Source organism: Terrimonas sp., assembly GCF_003075435.1.
Lineage (GTDB): Bacteria > Bacteroidota > Bacteroidia > Chitinophagales > Chitinophagaceae > Agriterribacter.
Window position 1 is genome coordinate 83,974 of record NZ_QCZJ01000021.1, and the last position, 15,570, is coordinate 99,543.

Annotated in this window: 14 protein-coding genes; 6 read left to right on the top strand and 8 right to left on the bottom strand. The window is 39.3% G+C overall.

The features are described 5' to 3' along the window. Window positions 1-95: 95 nt before the first annotated feature. A complete protein-coding gene (locus DC498_RS19470) occupies window positions 96-932 on the top strand; it encodes an MBL fold metallo-hydrolase (RefSeq protein ID WP_116875832.1) in 837 nt (278 codons plus the stop codon). Between the two features lie 27 nt (window positions 933-959). Then, window positions 960-1,910 (top strand): aldo/keto reductase, encoded by a 951-nt coding sequence (locus DC498_RS19475; RefSeq protein ID WP_116875833.1) that lies wholly within the window; start codon window positions 960-962, stop codon window positions 1,908-1,910. Window positions 1,911-1,988: 78 nt separating this feature from the next. Here DC498_RS19475 and DC498_RS19480 read toward each other — a convergent pair whose 3' ends face one another. From DC498_RS19480 to DC498_RS19490, 3 genes are all read right to left on the bottom strand, one after another. Beyond that, on the bottom strand, window positions 1,989-2,549 hold the full coding sequence (locus tag DC498_RS19480; RefSeq protein WP_116875834.1) for an energy transducer TonB: 561 nt from the start codon (window positions 2,547-2,549) through the stop codon (window positions 1,989-1,991). Window positions 2,550-2,697: 148 nt separating this feature from the next. Continuing rightward, window positions 2,698-3,450: a DUF4197 domain-containing protein gene (locus tag DC498_RS19485; protein WP_116875835.1), complete on the bottom strand. Its 753-nt coding sequence runs from the start codon at window positions 3,448-3,450 to the stop codon at window positions 2,698-2,700. A gap of 82 nt (window positions 3,451-3,532) precedes the next feature. Then, on the bottom strand, window positions 3,533-4,780 hold the full coding sequence (locus tag DC498_RS19490) for a M43 family zinc metalloprotease (protein ID WP_116875836.1): 1,248 nt from the start codon (window positions 4,778-4,780) through the stop codon (window positions 3,533-3,535). 265 nt (window positions 4,781-5,045) lie between these two features. Here DC498_RS19490 and DC498_RS19495 point away from each other — a divergent pair, with 265 nt between their 5' ends. After that, entirely contained in the window at window positions 5,046-5,873 is an 828-nt protein-coding gene (locus DC498_RS19495; protein ID WP_116875837.1) for a glutaminyl-peptide cyclotransferase, read from the top strand. A 74-nt stretch (window positions 5,874-5,947) separates the two neighbouring features. On the opposite strand, the gene DC498_RS19500 is transcribed toward DC498_RS19495, so the two are convergent. Together DC498_RS19500 and DC498_RS19505 are read right to left on the bottom strand one after the other, a co-directional pair. Beyond that, window positions 5,948-7,219: a hypothetical protein gene (locus tag DC498_RS19500; protein ID WP_116875838.1), complete on the bottom strand. Its 1,272-nt coding sequence runs from the start codon at window positions 7,217-7,219 to the stop codon at window positions 5,948-5,950. A gap of 244 nt (window positions 7,220-7,463) precedes the next feature. Next, window positions 7,464-7,904, bottom strand: coding sequence for an Hsp20/alpha crystallin family protein (locus DC498_RS19505; RefSeq protein ID WP_116875839.1), 441 nt, complete (start codon window positions 7,902-7,904; stop codon window positions 7,464-7,466). Between the two features lie 212 nt (window positions 7,905-8,116). Between DC498_RS19505 and DC498_RS19510 the strand changes: the two genes are divergently transcribed. The 3 genes from DC498_RS19510 (at window position 8,117) to DC498_RS19520 (ending at window position 12,598) form a co-directional block, all read left to right on the top strand. Then, entirely contained in the window at window positions 8,117-8,533 is a 417-nt protein-coding gene (locus DC498_RS19510; protein ID WP_116875840.1) for a BrxA/BrxB family bacilliredoxin, read from the top strand. 142 nt (window positions 8,534-8,675) lie between these two features. Next, window positions 8,676-9,938 (top strand): prolipoprotein diacylglyceryl transferase, encoded by a 1,263-nt coding sequence (locus DC498_RS19515; protein ID WP_116875841.1) that lies wholly within the window; start codon window positions 8,676-8,678, stop codon window positions 9,936-9,938. A gap of 194 nt (window positions 9,939-10,132) precedes the next feature. Beyond that, window positions 10,133-12,598: a TonB-dependent receptor domain-containing protein gene (locus DC498_RS19520; protein WP_116875842.1), complete on the top strand. Its 2,466-nt coding sequence runs from the start codon at window positions 10,133-10,135 to the stop codon at window positions 12,596-12,598. 56 nt (window positions 12,599-12,654) lie between these two features. Here DC498_RS19520 and DC498_RS19525 read toward each other — a convergent pair whose 3' ends face one another. From DC498_RS19525 to DC498_RS19535, 3 genes are read right to left on the bottom strand one after another with little or no spacing between them, the layout of a single operon-like run. Then, the gene (locus DC498_RS19525) at window positions 12,655-13,683 is read right to left on the bottom strand and encodes a methionine synthase (RefSeq protein ID WP_116875848.1); all 1,029 of its coding nucleotides are present in this window, start codon (window positions 13,681-13,683) and stop codon (window positions 12,655-12,657) included. A 9-nt stretch (window positions 13,684-13,692) separates the two neighbouring features. After that, the gene (locus DC498_RS19530; protein WP_116875843.1) at window positions 13,693-14,475 is read right to left on the bottom strand and encodes a sugar isomerase domain-containing protein; all 783 of its coding nucleotides are present in this window, start codon (window positions 14,473-14,475) and stop codon (window positions 13,693-13,695) included. A 12-nt stretch (window positions 14,476-14,487) separates the two neighbouring features. Beyond that, the gene (locus DC498_RS19535; protein ID WP_116875844.1) at window positions 14,488-15,381 is read right to left on the bottom strand and encodes an ROK family protein; all 894 of its coding nucleotides are present in this window, start codon (window positions 15,379-15,381) and stop codon (window positions 14,488-14,490) included. Between the last annotated feature and the right edge of the window lie 189 nt (window positions 15,382-15,570).

A 15,570-nucleotide genomic window follows, 5' to 3' on the forward strand; every position in this document is an offset into this window, starting at 1 on the left:
AGAGGTTGTCTATAAGGCAACCTCTTTGCTTTATAACACATTGCTGTAAAGGTTGATGATCTGCATTCACAGCATATCCTTAATTTTGGAGCGTTATGGCGCTTTATATCACTTCTCTCAACTCAGGCAGCAATGGTAATTGTTATTATGTGGGCAATGATGATGAAGCTGTTTTGGTTGACGCCGGTATTTCATGCAGGGAAACAGAAAAGAGAATGAAAAGACTTGGCTTGCCAATGACCCGTGTGAAAGCCATTTTTGTTTCTCATGAACATGGTGATCATATAACAGGCGTGGCAGGGCTTTCAAAAAAATTTCAACTGCCTGTATATATTACAAAAGCAACCCACACTGCTGCGGCTATACCTATTGCTAATGAGCTTTTGCATGATTTTACGCATGAACAGGTTGCTGCAATTGGCAAGCTGCGTATTACCGCTTTTACAAAATGCCACGATGCCTGCGATCCGCATAGTTTTTTTATTTCGGATGGAGATGTGAATGTTGGTGTGTTTACGGATATCGGCAATGCCTGCGATAATATCATTCGTTATTTCAAAAAATGTCACGCAGTATTTTTAGAATCAAATTATTGTGAGGATATGCTGATGAAAGGTTCTTATCCCTGGCATTTGAAAAAAAGAATAAGCGGGGGTGAGGGCCATTTATCAAACAGGCAGGCCCTGGATTTATTTCTTCAGTACAAAGGAGCACAATTAAGTCATCTCATTCTTTCACATTTATCTAAAAACAATAACAGCCCGGAACTTGTTGAACGCATATTTACGGAAAAGTCCGGCGATGTAAAAATTACTATAGCTCCGCGCTATAATGAAACGCCTGTTTTGAGGATTGAGCCGGTTACTATAAAAAGCAGCATATTCGAAAAGCGTGTTGTAATTACATCACCACAACAGCTTTCCCTGTTTTGAAAATATTATTGAATAAAATTCTATAAGATGACAAAAAGACGTTTAGGAAAATCTGATATTGAAATTGCTTCGCTGATATTTGGCGGTAATGTATTTGGATGGACGGTTGATGAAAAACAATCTTTTGCTTTACTTGATGATTTTACCGCGGCGGGATTTAATTGCATTGATACTGCAGATTCATACAGCCGTTGGGTGCCCGGCAATTCCGGCGGAGAAAGCGAGCGTATTATCGGTAAATGGATGAAGGCAAGAAATAACAGGGATAAGGTTATTATTGCTACCAAGGCAGGCTCAGATATGGAGCAGGGACATAAAGATGTGTCCAGAGCATATATACTTAAAGCCGCGGAAGATTCATTGAAAAGGTTGCAAACTGATTATATTGATCTTTACCAAACGCATTGGGATAATGAAGAAACGCCGGTGGACGAGACACTTGAAGCATATGATATACTGGTAAAACAGGGAAAAGTGAAGTGGATCGGCGCTTCAAATCTATCGCCGGAAAGACTGCGGGGATCCTTAGAGGTGAGCAAATCAAAGGGGTATCCGACTTACCAAACATTGCAGCCAGAGTATAATCTGTACGATAGAGAGAAATTTGAAAAGCTATACCAACCTTTTTGTGTAGAAAATAATATCAGTGTAATCAGTTATTATTCCCTTGCTTCAGGTTTTTTAACGGGAAAATACCGCAGCGAAGCTGACCTTGCTAAAAGCAAGCGTGGGGGAGGAATAAAAAAATATTTAGACGAAAGAGGTCTGCGGATTTTAAAAGCCCTTGATGAAATATCCGCGAAATATAATACAACACCTGCAAGCATAGCGCTTGCCTGGTTGATGGCGCAACCAACTATTGCTGCACCTATTGCCAGTGCAACCAGTGCTGAACAATTGAAAGCATTGATAAATGCTGTTAATATTGTTTTAGACAATGATGCTATATCAGTTTTAAATACTGCAAGTAGTTATTGATGCTCTTTAATGTTCGTTACAACAAAGGCGGATGCAATATTGCGCCCGCCTTTGTTGTTGGTTTACATAAGCACAGAATTAAGATTCTGCCAGTTTAAATGTAATAGGTAATGTTAATCGTGTTTTTACAGGCTTGCCTTTTACAGTACCTGGTTTCCAGTCAGGCATCTGGTTAACGATTCTTACTGCTTCATCATCAAATCCATTGCCTGCTTTATTGCCTATAGTTTCCGGATTTACTACTTTGCCTTTTTCATCTATTACAAAAGAAATATTCACAGTACCTTCAGCATCCCTGTCAACAGCGCTTTGTGGATATTCAATTTTATTTACCACAAAATCGGACAGTGCCTGTTCGCCTCCCGGGTATTGAGGCATAACTTCAGCGTTGGTATATATACCGTCTTTACCTTTTTCAACTTTTTGCCCGTTTTCTTTGTTAATTATAACAGATGCTGTTCCTTTCTTTTTCTTAGCAACGGTGGGTGTATTCTCCGGAGTAACGGCTGGTTCGTTTGTAATAGTAGTTACATCTGAATCTTTATTTTCATTTGCATTCTCACTACACGAAGTGAACGTAATGGTTGCAACGGAAAACAATAAAGGAATAATGCTTTTTTTCAAATTCAATATAGCCATATACTATAATTTAAATTAAGAATACAAGCATTGATAAAAATATAGTGCCGACAAGTAATCTGTTGATTACTATATGTTTGATAAAGTTGCGCCTGTAGAAATTACTACCCGGTTTGGGTAGCCAGCATGGTTATTCGGCTATGGTTATTTAATTGCTGAACACTTTTTTTAATAAGTCAGATGTTCTTGCTAAAGGATCTTTTCGTATTTGCTGTTCTTCCTGCCCTACCTGGTAAAATATACCAGTCAGTGCTTTTTCTGTTACGTATGCAGAAAGGTCAGGATTAATTTTGTTGAGTGATACTTTATTGTAAGCAGTAACTACTGTATTCCAGTATTTTGTTGCATCAACTTTTTCCAGTGATTTTTCTATCACAGGGCGAAATGCTTCAGTAAGAGAAGTGGTGGTTTTATCTTTTAAATAATTAGTAGCGGCAAAATCACCGCCTTTTAAAATATTTGCTGCATCTTTTATACTCATTTGTTTAATAGCATTTACAAAAATCGGAGCTGCAGATTTTGCAGCGTCTTCTGCGGCGCGGTTCATTGAGAGTATGGCTTCATCAACCTGTTTGCCCAGCCCTATAGCACGCAGTTTTTCTTCTGCTTTTTTTGCTTCATCAGGCATTAATATTTTAATAGCGGCATTGCCAAAATAGCCATTCAGTGCAGATAAGCTGCTTCCTGCTTTTTCAGCGCCAACTGATAAAGCCTCTTTCAGACCTGCTGCTATCTCATCTGTACTTAAACTGCCTGTTCCACTGCCTAAAACATTGCTTAAAACGCCTGATGATTTTCCGGTGCTATCCTTTTTATCACCCAAAACTTTTTTTAGTATCTGTGCCTGTGACGAAGAAAATAAAAATAACACGGCAGTTAGACAAAGAAGAATTTGCTTCATAAGATTGATTTTTGTGTGCTGACAAATGTAGGCACTATGCTGATGTAATGTTGCTAAGAAAATATTAATATGTGAAGGGAATTTATTGCTTCACAAACTTTATAACTCTTTGCCCGCCCGCATATTGTATGCGCGTAAAATAAATTCCGGTAGCTAATTTGCTTATATTAACAAGTGTATGTTTGTATCCGTAGATTAATAATTTCCCTTTGACATCATAAATGCGGTATTCATCAGGAGTGATTGTTTTTCCCTGGCTATCACGAAAATAAATTTCATTTACTGATGGATTAGGATAAATAGCTATGCCTGTTGCTGTAGTTACGCTATCCTCTTCAGCAGGTTTTGCTTTCCAGGCTTCTCCCAGCGCATATGATTGGAGTATTGTTGCTCTTGCGCCATCCTCATCAAATAATCTTCTCATGCGTTGTTTTTGTCCATAAGTAAACATGAGCATGCAGGCATCATCTGAAAAATCCATATAGTTCATAAACATATCGCCGTTGTTGCCGGTATTGCAGGAGCCTGCTGTTATTTTAGGAAAAGATGAGCAACCGGTATTATATGTTTTTTGCTGCGGTGTATCATCCACACCATCATCTCCACAATCAGTATCACCCCACAAATGTTTTAAATTAAGCCAGTGACCAGCTTCATGTGTGGTGGTTCTTCCTCTGCTGTAAGCAGAACTTTCATTACCCATGGTGCCGAAGATATCCGTTCTGATGACTACGCCATCTTTCAGTAAATCACTTCCCGGAAAAGTAGCATAGCCCAACAGGCTTTTAGAAAGATTACAAACCCAGATGTTAAGATAATAACGGCTGTCCCATGCATCATCACCGCCTGAAGAAGAAAACTTCATTTTGTCATCCTGCTTCCAGCTTGTTTCATTGGTTTTTTTGTAAACAATACCCGTAGTGGCATATCCCTCCGGATCAACCCTGGCTAATGCAAATTGAATTTTGCAATCAGCCGCCAATGGTGCAAAAGGCTTGGGAATATTTATCGTGTCTGCATTTAATTTTCCAAAGTCATTATTTAATGCATCAATCTGGGTTTGTATTTGGGCTTTACTGATGCGCTGATTTTCGGTATTGTATAACACATGCACCACAACGGGGATTATTATTGTCATGTCAGATACGGCAAAGCCGGATTTCTTCTTAACTATTTTGTTGGCTGTATTGTTTATGCGCTGATATCGTTCGCGCAAAAGCGGGTTTGTGGATAATTGTTCCTGCCAGTAACCGGAAGTGCCGCAATTTTTTTGCGCATATACCTGCAATGCAGTAATGAGGAATGTGAATATGACAATAACAGATTTCATCGGCTGATTTTACATCAGCTTTTCACCTGATACTAAATTTAAAGAAGATTATAGCCGCAGCTATTCCACATAGTTTTAAAAAGATGACTGGATTATTGCTATTGATTTAAGGAATGAGGAGAAAACAAAAATAACTTAAAAAGATTGCCGCACTAAGTATGATTTTCCACAAGGATACAACCGTGGCATAATTACCCGTTAAAATGTATGTGTAAAATATTTCTGTTCAGTGCCAAAGCCTATTTTTGCAGCAATCAATTGAGATATGGTAAGAAATTTAACAGGCATTCTTTTCATGGTAATCCTGGCAAGCGCATGTAATAACAATGCTGATAAAAAGCCGGAAATTCAAACAACTGAGCCTTCCAATAATATCCCTGCGCCGTCAGCAGTATCATATACTGTTGTAAATATTTACCCGCACGATACAGCGGCATTCACACAGGGGCTGATATACTATAATAACAATTTGTATGAAGGTACCGGTCAGAAAAAGGAATCAACCCTGAGGCTTGTTGACCTTACAACAGGCCGGGTTGAAAATAAGGTTGATATAAATCCTGAATGGTTTGGAGAAGGCATTACTATTTTAAATGACACCATTTACCAGCTCACCTGGCAGGATCATGTAGTGTTGGTATATACGTTAAAAGATATGAAGCTTGTTAAGCAATTTAAATGGACAAATGAAGGGTGGGGGATAACGCACGACAATACGAATCTTATTATCAGCGACGGCACTGACAAGTTATATTATGTTCGCCCTTCTGATTTTAAGCTGATGAAAGTTATTTCAGTTTCGAATAATCTTGGCCCGGTTAATAATCTTAACGAGTTGGAATATATTGACGGATTTATTTATGCCAATCAATGGGAAACTGATTATATCCTTAAAATTGATCCTTCTTCAGGATTTGTAAAAGGGGTGCTTGACTTCAGCAATGCGCTTAAAAAGCTTGCCAATATCAATTACGAAAAAGAAGCTGTGGAGGAAGGAGCTGTATTGAATGGGATAGCCTGGGATGCTGCAGGCGGCAGAATGTTTGTTACCGGCAAGCGGTGGCCAAAATTATTGGAAATAAAGATGCATTAATGCAAGGGGTAATACAGGGCAATTTGTTGCCACAGATTCGCAATATTAATCTGTAAATCTGTGGCAATTTATTTTTATGACTTCTTCATCCTGTATTTTTTATTCACCTTTTTATTGTTGAAATATTTGTCAAGTTCTTCAGGTGAATCACCTACTTCAACCAGCGGCACTTCGATTAATGCAACCTGCATAGCTTTCAATTCATCTCTAAGCTTCTGCGTTTTTGTTAGAATTTCCGGGTCTTTATCACCAACAAGCGTGTTATTCTGGAGCAGGTATTCCAATCTTTTAATACTGTTGCGAACCAGCGTTGCCGAATTTTGTTCAGCGGTTTTATTTGGCGCTACCGACTCTTTTACCGGAACCATTGCCACGCCCACACTCGGCAAAATTTTGCCTGCGGTTTTTTGTCCGTCGGTTGGTAACGATGAAAAAACAGTGCCTCCCAAAGATGATGCTGCTGAAGTAAGGTCGAAAGAGTTCCTGGTTCCTTTTGTAGAACGCACTTTTTTGTCCAATGTCATAAATGTTGCTTTCAACTGATTGGAGTAATTTCTTATATTCCTTCTTATTTCCTCGTACTCTAATACTTTTTGCGGGTAGTTGATATTTTCTTTTACAAATATTTGTACTACAGCGGTATCCCGCACATTAAATTTATTGGATCCGATAAAATTTAAAATCACCGCCCTTTGTTTGTCTTTATCGGTAGATTTTACGAACCCGAAAGGAGGTGACCATTTAAAATCATCGCCGCATTTTGTTATAGGTGTCAGGGGTTTAATCGGGTAATTGCTGGTCATAATGATCTTCTCAATGGGGAAATTACCATCCTCACATTGTATTTTGAAATTGATACTATCGCCCTCATCAACATACAGAATGTTATTGACCGCAGGCTTTATTTTGGAAGGGATGATTTCTGTATTATAAAACATCACCGTAATAGATGTATCGATCTTGTCTGAAGGATTATCGAGATTTTGAACGCCAAGGTTTATTTTATATTCCTGGTCGTATTTAAGTCTTCCATTCAGGAAAAGCGCTTTCTCGGCTTTTAAATGAAGTATACCTGTTTTTCTGTTGATCTGCACACCGGGAGGTGAATTCCTCAAAAACCAGTAATATTTGGAAACATCTTTATTGATCATTAATTCATAATCCAGCGTGGAATCTGTACTTAAAGTAATATAAGGATTAAGGTTCCTGATCCTCAGAACGGTATCAACCTGCTGAATAGTAAATGAAGAGTCTGTTCTTATTGACGTATCTACCCTTGCGGTGTCAGACTTCAACTTTAATGAATCCGGCACCTGCGCCTGCAACTCAAGGGAAAAACCTGTCATAAGAAGCAAAAGGACAAATTGAATTTTTTTGTGGCTCAATGTTCCAGTCTTTTAAAGGGTTATGAAAAACAGTCGCAAATTTAAAGTAATAAAGCTTACAAACGCTGCTTAATACTCTTTTGTATGTAGATGATTGATAAAAACAAGGGTATTATAATGAGTTGTTAAAAAAAGGGTTAGTCTTTAACAGACTAACCCCTTACATCAAAACCAACCAGCATCAACTACTAATCATGGGAAGCTATTACTGAATATCAATTTGCTTGCTTACTGCCTGTGCTTCTGGCTTTTTAGGCACAAATACTTTTAACACACCATCTTCATATTTAGCCTGTATATCACCGGCATTTATTTTATCGCTGAGTGTAAAGCTTCTTTTAAAGCTGTTATAAGTAAATTCCCTGCGAACGGTTTTATAATCTTCGCTGGTGGTGCTTTCCTTTTTTTCATAACTGATGCTTAATAAACCGTCTTCCACGTTCAGCTTAATATCTTCTTTTTTCAAACCCGGAGCACTTAGTTCCAGGTGATAAGCGTCTTTGGTTTCGTGAATGTTAACCGGCGCTGAGCTCCATTTGCTGATACTGCCATCATTTCCAAAACCAGACCAGTCGTTCAGCAATTCATCAAATAATGATGTGTAAGATTTTTTTACCGGTGTGCCGTTGAATTTTACAAGTGTCATAGTTATAATTTTTAAGTTTTAAAATTTTTGAATATACAGGGTGAGCATCAAACCATATTCCAATGGAAAAACAAGGGTATTTATATGTCAAACTATCTTTAAACAGCCTTATATTAGTGTCATTGTGTCTTTTTTTGAATTTTATAAATGACATTTTGTCTTTTGTGTAATCAACTAAAGTTTTACTTAATTTTGCCAATTAAAATTTAGATATGTATCCTTCAGAAATTGTAATACCAATGAAAGAGGAGTTAACAGAGAATGGTTTTGAAGAACTGTTGACTCCCGAAGAAGTTGATAAAGCTTTACAGAATAAAGGCACAACTTTAGTTATGATCAATTCCGTTTGCGGTTGTTCGGCAGGCAGTGCCCGTCCGGGTGTATTGATGGCAGTGACCAATGCTGAAAAAAAGCCTGATCATCTTACCACTACATTTGCAGGTTATGATATTGATGCTGTAAAAAAAATAAGGGAGCATCTTTTACCATACCCTCCATCATCTCCGGCTATTGCTTTGTTTAAGGATGGACAATTGGTTCATTTTATTGAGCGCCATCAGATAGAAGGCAGGCCGGCACAGTTGATAGCAGGTAATCTTATAGCGGCATTTAACGAATACTGCAATTAAGGAGATAAAATTTGAAAAAGAAAAAATCCTGTCTTGTGATAGGATTTTTTTCTTTGGATAATTAACACTATAAGTGCAAAGGTTTTATTTTCTTTCAATCCACATTTTTGAAGTAACATTGCACACTTACTAACTCAGCAGTATGTATCCAAACCTGTATTTTTTTCTCAAAGATGTTTTTGGAATTGAGCCGTGGGCCTGGACTAAGTTTGTGAATTCATTCGGTTTTTTTGTAGCCATCGCTTTTATTGTTTGTGCTATTGTTCTTGCAAAAGAATTAAAAAGAAAAGAGCGGCAGGGGCTTTTGTTTCCTGTTGAAGAAACGATTACTGTAGGTAAACCCGCCACAGCTGCCGAGTTGATCATAAACGCTATTCTTGGGTTTGTAGTAGGGTATAAGGCCTTGGGGATATTTTTAAATCAAGACCAGGTATCTCCACAGGAATATATTTTTTCAGGCAGTGGCAGTGTAGGTGGAGGGATATTGCTGGCAGCATTATTTGTGTTCCTGAAATACCGGGAAAAAAATAAACAAAAGCTTGCAAAGCCAGAAGAAAGAAAGATACGGGTATGGCCACACGAAAGAGTAGGGGACATCACCATTTTTGCTGCCATTTTTGGATTTTTAGGCGCTAAGATTTTTGATAATCTTGAAAACTGGGATCGGTTTATACAGGACCCGATAGGCAATTTATTATCGCCCAGCGGGCTTACTTTTTATGGTGGTTTAATATGTGCCACTATTGCTATTTTATGGTTTGCCCGTAAAAAGAAGATCAGTATACGCCATTTGGTAGATGCCGCAGCGCCGGTGCTTATGCTGGCTTATGGCTTAGGCAGGATCGGGTGCCAGGTTAGCGGCGACGGTGATTGGGGGATTTTAAACAGCGCATATATTACGGATATAAATACAGGCAAAGCTGTGCCCGCGCAGCCCGGCGACTTTGAAAGAACTATACAGGCAAACCGGGCTATTTATACCGCTGAATTTGGAACAGACAGCATTCCGCATAAATCTGTAAAAGCACCTTCTTTTTTGCCGGTATGGGCTGTGGCTTATGCATACCCGCATAATGTAAATGAGCAGGGCTTTAAACTTGCTAACTGCGAAGGCGATCATTGTAATGCATTGCCGGTTCCGGTTTTTCCTACACCATTATATGAAATAATAACCTGTCTTCTGCTATTTGGCGTGCTTATGGCTATAAGGGGTAAATTTACCATGCCCGGGCAATTGTTTTCTATCTATCTCATTTTAAATGGATTAGAGCGGTTTTTTATAGAAAAAATCCGCGTAAATACAAAGTACGACAATCTACCATTTCACCCCACACAGGCTGAAATTATATCATCCCTGCTTGTTATCGGAGGTATTGCACTTTTCTTTTGGGTAAAGAGGAAGTAGGGTTCATGGTTTATAGTTTGTCGTTTATAATTTGAGGCAACCATAAACCACAAACTACAAACCACAAATTATTTCCACTACTATGCATTACCAAATATCCCTGTTAATTGCCGTTCATTGTAAAACTATGTTCTATGCATTGCAAAGTACCTACTTTTGTCAGGTAATATTTAGCAACCATTTAACATACTACAATGAAAAATTTATCAGGAGTGATTTTGCTGCTTATGATAGGAGTATTTTCACTTAATGCACAAACACAGAAAAATACAATAAAAGGGGAGATAAGCGCCGGGGCAAAACCGGTTGAAGCAGCAACGGTTTCGCTGGTAGCCGCAAAAGATTCAGCCGTGGTAAAGGTAGAGGTTACCAATAAAAGCGGCAGGTTCGAAATTGCTTCGGCAAAGCAGGGAACATTTTTGCTGCTGATAAGCGCTGTTGGCTTTGAAAAACAATATAAGGGTCCATTTATATTCGGGAATACCCAGGCGGATATAGATGCCGGCTATATAACACTCCAGGCAATTGCCAAAGATTTAAAAGCTGTGGTGGTAACTGCTAAAAAACCGCTGATTGAGCAGAAGATAGATAAGCTGGTGGTGAATGTAGATGCAGCCCCCACCAATGCCGGGGCAACGGCTATGGAAGTTTTAGAAAAATCTCCGGGCATATCTGTAGATAACGATGGTAATATCAGCTTAAAAGGAAAAGCCGGTGTAATTGTAATGATGGATGGCAAGCCAACTTATCTTTCTGCGGCAGATCTTGCCAATCTCTTAAAAAATACGGCTGCTTCCTCAATTGACCAGATAGAAATAATGACGCAACCCTCATCAAAATATGATGCGGCTGGTAATGCCGGTATCATCAATATAAAAACTAAAAAAAGTTTAAAGAGCGGTTTGAATGGTAGTGTTACTGCAGGTGGAAGCATTGGTCTTTTATCTAAAGGGGACGTAGTATATGCAACTGCCCGTTCACAGAACAGCCTGAATTTTAATTACAGGAAAAATAAGATCAACATTTTTGGCAACTATAACCCCAATTTTAATAAAGGAAGAAACGAGCTTACTATCAATAGAAATTTTTATAATCCTGATGGATCAATAAGCTCAAAAACAGATATGAGCACTTCTTTTAAAGGGCGGAATAATAATCATAGTGTAAAACTTGGCGCAGATTATTTTATTGATAAGAAAAACGTAGTGGGTGTTGTATTTACAGGATTTGGTTTTTTCGGAAATCCAAATCCTTCAACAATCACCAGTATTTACAACCCTGATGGGTCTGTACAATCTGGTTTGTATTCTACTACAGCAAATAATATGAAGTTCCTTAACTATACAGCGAATGTAAACTATAAACATACTTTTGACAGCACAGGGAAAGAATTTTCAGCGGATATTGACTATGTGAAATACGATAATGTGTCTGACATGTTGCTGACTACTTATCCCCGTGACTATAGCGATAAGTTGGGCGACCCTGTTTTGCTAAAAGGTCATCTGCCTTCTGATATCAATATATATTCAGTAAAAGCTGATTATACACATCCGTTGAAAGGAGATGCTAAATTTGAAGCTGGTATCAAAAGCACGCTGGTGAAAAACGATAATACGGTAGATTACGCAAGAGATGCAGGAGAGGGCTGGATACCGGATGCAAGATCAAACCACTTTTTGTATGAAGAAAACATTAATGCGGCATATATAAACCTGGGTAAAAAATTCAATGATAAATGGAGCGGGCAGGTTGGTTTAAGGGCAGAGAATACCAATACCAAAGGAAAACAGGTTATTAATGATTCCTCTTTTACAAGACATTATACCAATCTTTTTCCAACCGCTTTTGTTAGTTATGCCGTAGATAAGAATAACCAACTAACATTATCGTATAGCCGCAGGGTTAACCGGCCTAATTACCAGGATCTGAACCCATTTACTTTTTTCCTTGATTCGCTCACTTATAAAAAAGGAAATCCTTACCTGCTGCCGCAGTTTACACACAGTATTGAGTTGAGCCATAACCTGAAAGGGAAATATATATTCAGTGTTAATTACAGCAGGACAACAGATGTTATTTCAGAAATAATCAGGCAGAATACAGATGAGAAAATCATATTCGCCACTACTGAGAATATATCCACCTTCCGCAATATGGGCTTATCCATTACGGCTCCTTTTAAATGGGCACCCTGGTTTAATACCAATGTATTTGCTAATCTTTATAATAATCATTACAAAGGAATGTATAATGCAGAACCGATTGATCTTAGTTATACTGCATATATGGTGAACGTTACCAACAGTTTTACCATTACTAAAGGTTTCTCCGCGGAGCTTAGTGGTTTTTACAGGTCAAAATCAGTTAATCAGCTTTTGGTGATAGACCCGATGTATCAAATGAGTATCGGGCTTCAGAAATCGTTGCTGAAGGATAAGGCTACCCTCAGGCTCAATTTCCGTGATCCGTTCGGCTGGCAGAAATTTGGTGGAGTAAGCCGTTACGGAGATGTAGATGTTACTATCCGCAACCGCTGGGATACTCGACAGATTTCTGCCAGTTTAACTTACCGCTTTGGAAAAAATACCATAGCGCCATCCCGCAAAAGAGCAACAGGTGTTTCAGATGAAATAAACCGTGCAGGACAGGCGAATTAAGGAGCTATCGGCAATGGGCGGTGACAATGAGTATCTCGCCGCCCACTGCCCTCTGCTCATCGCCCATTCCCTCTCACTACATCTGCCCCTTTAACCATATTAATCAGTTTTTGCCTTGATGCCCATCTCGCGGTTTGGCTTAATCCGCAATCCGGCGCAACAGATAACTTTTCAGCGGGAATATATTGCAGGCATCTTTTTATTCTTTCCACTACATCATCCACTGTTTCTATATAATAGTTTTTTACGTCAATAATACCCACAGCCACATTCATTCTTTTGGCAAATACTTCCAGCAATTCTATCTCTGCAAATTCACGGTTTGCCATTTCAATATGTATTTCATTTACTTTCAAATCCAGGAAATCCGGTATCATGGGTTTTATGCTGCGATAACCCACTGGCCTTCCTTTAAAGTTGCCAAAGCATAAATGAGTGGAGAGATTACATTTGCCAACAACCGGCTCAACGGTTTCGTTAAAGATTTTTGCAAACCGCTTTGTATTTTCTTTGTAGGCATAGCAGCTCATCGATGGCTCGTCAACTGTGATTTCTGTGCAACCTGCGGCTACAAGATCTTCCAGTTCTTTTTGTATAAATGGAAGCAATGCCTGGGTTATCGCGTACCTGTCTTTATACATTTCATTAGGCAATAACCTGCCGCTTAATGTATATGGGCCGGGGATGCTGGCTTTAAGCACTGGACCCTGTGGCGCTAATTTTTTTAAGCGCAGGAATTCTTTTACTACGCCCAACCCGTTTGGCGCGGCAAGCTTTTCGGTAATATTATGTTTGCCACGCTGATCATGAGCCGCGGGTCCAAACTTTCTTGTTTCTGATTCGTTGGGAGAAATGCCTTTAATATAGCCGTAAAATGACAGGTTAAAATCAAGGCGTGTTTGTTCTCCGTCTGTAATAACATCAAGTCCTGCAGATACCTGGTCGTGTATGGCAGCAATAACCGCGTCATCGATCATTTCTTCAATATCTGCAGGGCCAAACCTGGAGAGATGTTGTGAACCAAATTCGAGCCAGCCGGGAAAAGGATAGCTTCCTACTACTGTTGTCCGTATGGGTTTTTGCATATCGTTCATTTATTTAGTACCTACATTTTGATATAGTTTTGAAAGCCTGTGCGCGTGTTCATCATACGCACTTTCAAATAAAATTTTTGCTTTTTCATTGCCGGCAATGCAGCCTGCGGTTAATACTTTGGGTGGCTTACCTGCTGCGGTTAATAATTTCGCAACTTCTGCCTTAATACAGTTCACGATTAAAGCACCGCCTACTGTTGATCCGGGTGATACAGGTGTATCCAGCCCGGGCAGATAAACCATCGCGTCTCCTTTTGGCGCGCCGGTATCTAAGATAATGTCTGAAAAATCTCCCAGTTTCTTTTCGTCTTTTCTTTTACTGGTTGATGCTGCTGAATGTTGTTGGGTAATGATAGAAACCACCTTGACTTTTTTCTGCTGAAATATTTCCGCCATTTCAATGGGTACAATATTGCACCCGCTGGAAGAAATGATTAATGCGCTGTCTGTGGGGTCAATATCAAAGTTGCGGAGTATTCTGTCTGCCAGGCCTTCCACATTTTCCAAAAACATCGCCTGCCGCTGACCATTAGCACCTACTACCAGGTTATGAAAGGTGAGCGACAGTTCAACAATAGGATTAAAGCCGGGAAAAGAACCATACCTTGGCCACATTTCTTCCACCATAATGCGGCTATGGCCTGAGCCGAATACATGCACCATTCTTCCTGCAAGTACAGTACCCGCAAAAAGCTGTGCAGCCTGTTGTAGTGTTTCTTTTTGCGCTTCAACGGTATCTGTAATTTTTCTGCACTGCTGCAAATAGTCATCTATCACATCCATCGCTATACTTTATTATTTTAATGATTTATGTAATGCAAAACCAGCGGCACCTACAGCTCCTGAATATTCATCAAATACTGCCTGTACTACAGGCGTGCGTACGCCTGAATGCCGCCATTCAAATATATCCATAAATGTTGCCAATGGTTCAAACAAATCTTTGCCTGCGTGCGCAATGCCGCCACCCAGTATAATAATTTCGGGAGAAATAATATTGATGAATGCGCAAAGGCTTACCGCCAGTTTTTTTACTGATTGCAGCCATATATAGGTAGCGAGTGTATCTCCATTTTTATAGTCCTGAAGTAAATCATAAGTGCTGCTGTATTTTCCGAATGAGCGTTGTTGTATAGTGCAGTCGCCTATCGCGTCCTCCAGGCTTGCAGGCATATTGGTTACATCTCTTGCATCACTGTCTGCATTAAGCATTACATGACCAAGATGCCCGGCTCTGCTTAATAATCCCTGGTGCAATTCACCATTAATTACCACACCACCGCCAACGCCGGTACCAAGGGTGAGCATAATAATATTTCTATAGCCTTTTCCTGCACCGAAGCTTGCTTCAGCCATTAATGCGGCATGCGCATCATTCAATACCCAGGCAGGTGTATTGAGGTGATCTTCCCAAACAAAATTTTCCAGGCCGGCAAGGCGACCAGGCATTAATACAATACAAGTATTGTCTTTTCCTGCCAGTCCTGGTGCTGAAAGCCCAACAGGCAACACCGTTGAACCTGCTTTTTGCTGCAATGTTTTTAATATTGCCGAAACATTATTTTTCCAGTTCGCTTCCTGCTTTTCATTGGTTTGCTGTTGCACGGTTTCCAATACATTGCCTGCATCATCTACCAATACTCCCTTAATGTTTGTGCCTCCAAGATCTATTCCTATAGCTTTGTTCATCGTTAGATGGTCTGTAGTTTATAGTTTGTAATTTGGATATCAGCTATCAGCTATGGGTTCCTGTGTCATGTCCTGAAAAAAGTAGACACTATTACTACTATTACCCTTTTTCTTTTTTTTGTTACTTTTTTTCTTTTTACAATCCACATTTTAATTGTGGATTATTATAAACTTATTTGATTTACAGCT

Coding starts and splice junctions, on each gene's coding strand:
- DC498_RS19470 (WP_116875832.1), top strand. CDS start 96: ATGGCGCTTTATATCACTTCTCTCAACTCAGGCAGCAATGGTAATTGT.
- DC498_RS19475 (WP_116875833.1), top strand. CDS start 960: ATGACAAAAAGACGTTTAGGAAAATCTGATATTGAAATTGCTTCGCTG.
- DC498_RS19480 (WP_116875834.1), bottom strand. CDS start 2,549: ATGGCTATATTGAATTTGAAAAAAAGCATTATTCCTTTATTGTTTTCC.
- DC498_RS19485 (WP_116875835.1), bottom strand. CDS start 3,450: ATGAAGCAAATTCTTCTTTGTCTAACTGCCGTGTTATTTTTATTTTCT.
- DC498_RS19490 (WP_116875836.1), bottom strand. CDS start 4,780: ATGAAATCTGTTATTGTCATATTCACATTCCTCATTACTGCATTGCAG.
- DC498_RS19495 (WP_116875837.1), top strand. CDS start 5,046: ATGGTAAGAAATTTAACAGGCATTCTTTTCATGGTAATCCTGGCAAGC.
- DC498_RS19500 (WP_116875838.1), bottom strand. CDS start 7,219: ATGACAGGTTTTTCCCTTGAGTTGCAGGCGCAGGTGCCGGATTCATTA.
- DC498_RS19505 (WP_116875839.1), bottom strand. CDS start 7,904: ATGACACTTGTAAAATTCAACGGCACACCGGTAAAAAAATCTTACACA.
- DC498_RS19510 (WP_116875840.1), top strand. CDS start 8,117: ATGTATCCTTCAGAAATTGTAATACCAATGAAAGAGGAGTTAACAGAG.
- DC498_RS19515 (WP_116875841.1), top strand. CDS start 8,676: ATGTATCCAAACCTGTATTTTTTTCTCAAAGATGTTTTTGGAATTGAG.
- DC498_RS19520 (WP_116875842.1), top strand. CDS start 10,133: ATGAAAAATTTATCAGGAGTGATTTTGCTGCTTATGATAGGAGTATTT.
- DC498_RS19525 (WP_116875848.1), bottom strand. CDS start 13,683: ATGCAAAAACCCATACGGACAACAGTAGTAGGAAGCTATCCTTTTCCC.
- DC498_RS19530 (WP_116875843.1), bottom strand. CDS start 14,475: ATGGATGTGATAGATGACTATTTGCAGCAGTGCAGAAAAATTACAGAT.
- DC498_RS19535 (WP_116875844.1), bottom strand. CDS start 15,381: ATGAACAAAGCTATAGGAATAGATCTTGGAGGCACAAACATTAAGGGA.